We start from the raw sequence: 1,309 nt of genomic DNA on the forward strand, positions 1-1,309 counted from the left end.
GAAGCGCCGAGTCGATGGGGATGCGTCTTGTGTACGACGTTGCGCACAACCTTGCGAAGATCGAGCGCTACGAGGTGGACGGCCGCGAGCGGACCCTGTGCGTCCACCGCAAGGGAGCGACCCGTGCGTTCGGGCCGGGCCATCCCGAGCTGATCGACCGCTATTCCGCCGTCGGGCAGCCGGTGATCGTTCCCGGCTCGATGGGGACGGCGTCGTATGTGCTGGTCGGGACGTCCGAAGGTCGCGACCGGTCGTTCTGGAGCACGTGTCACGGGGCCGGACGGGCGATGAGCCGCACGCAGGCCAAGAAGCGGATGGGCGGCGATCAGGTGCGGACGGATCTCGAGGCTCAAGGCGTGCTCGTGAACGCCACGCATCCCGGCCTGCTGGCGGAGGAGGCGCCGTACGCGTATAAGGACGTCACGGCGGTCGTCGATACCTGCGAGGGGGCGGGATTATCCAAGAAAGTGGCGCGCCTGCGCCCACTGGCGGTCATCAAGGGGTAGTGACGGCTTCGTCGCCCCGCGGATACTCGCACGGCTGGCGCCGAGCGCGGCTCGTGCTGCGTAAGATCGACCCCTGGTCGGTGCTGAAGTTCTCGCTCCTGTTCTACTTCTGCCTGCTGCTGATCATGCTGCTCGGATCGGCGATCATCTTCGCGATCCTGAAGTCCTTCGGCGTTATCGCAAATATCGAGAAGCTGGTGCGTGACCTCTCCGACGCCGCGTTCTCGATATCGGGCGGCTCGATCTTCCGCTGGCTGTTCCTGTTCGGCTTGCTCGGAACCGTCGTTGCGAGCGCCGTCACGGTCTTCCTCGCCTTCCTCTACAACCTCATCGCCGACGTCGTCGGCGGCATTGAGGTGTCGGTCGCGGAACGCGAATAGCCCGGACGGGGGGCGTGGTAGCCTTCCGGGTCGCACCGGGGCCCGTAGCTCAGGCGGCTAGAGCGCAGCTCTGATAAAGCTGAGGTCGTTGGTTCAAGTCCAACCGGGCCCACTGCCCGCGCCCGATTTGTGGCCGCTGTGCCCACCAATCGCCTGATTGGGAGCGCGCAGTATTGTGCCGGACCCGACCGACGAAATATCATCGCCTTGACCTTCGGTTTCAGGGAGTCGACGCAAAGGGGGCCCACGTGGCCGAGGAAGAGGGCAAGAAGCGAGGCAAGAAGGGCCTGTTCGCCGCGCTGCTCGCGGCCGTTGCGGGCGTGTTTCTGTTCATGAAGCGTCGCCGCAAGGGCGGCGAGGAGTCTGGCTGGGAGGATGCCCGCCCGGCTTCGTAGCGACACGGGTATCTCTGGCCGAACGCGC

3 protein-coding genes and 1 tRNA gene are annotated in these 1,309 nt (G+C 65.7%); all 4 read left to right on the forward strand.

Annotation, left to right across the window (positions count from 1 at the left end; translation table 11 throughout):
• Positions 1 to 506: RtcB family protein (locus WEB06_03905; protein ID MEX2554760.1), on the forward strand; the 506-nt coding region annotated here is incomplete at its 5' end.
• Entirely contained in the window at positions 506 to 886 is a 381-nt protein-coding gene (locus WEB06_03910; protein ID MEX2554761.1) for a DUF3566 domain-containing protein, read from the forward strand. The genes WEB06_03905 and WEB06_03910, both read left to right, overlap by 1 nt.
• Before the next feature lie 38 nt (positions 887 to 924).
• Positions 925 to 998: transfer RNA gene (locus WEB06_03915), tRNA-Ile, on the forward strand.
• Between the two features lie 136 nt (positions 999 to 1,134).
• Positions 1,135 to 1,281 (forward strand): hypothetical protein, encoded by a 147-nt coding sequence (locus tag WEB06_03920; GenBank protein ID MEX2554762.1) that lies wholly within the window; start codon positions 1,135 to 1,137, stop codon positions 1,279 to 1,281.
• Positions 1,282 to 1,309 lie beyond the last annotated feature (28 nt).

Source organism: Actinomycetota bacterium, assembly GCA_040905475.1.
In the GTDB taxonomy this organism is placed as follows: Bacteria; Actinomycetota; AC-67; order AC-67; family AC-67; genus DATFGK01.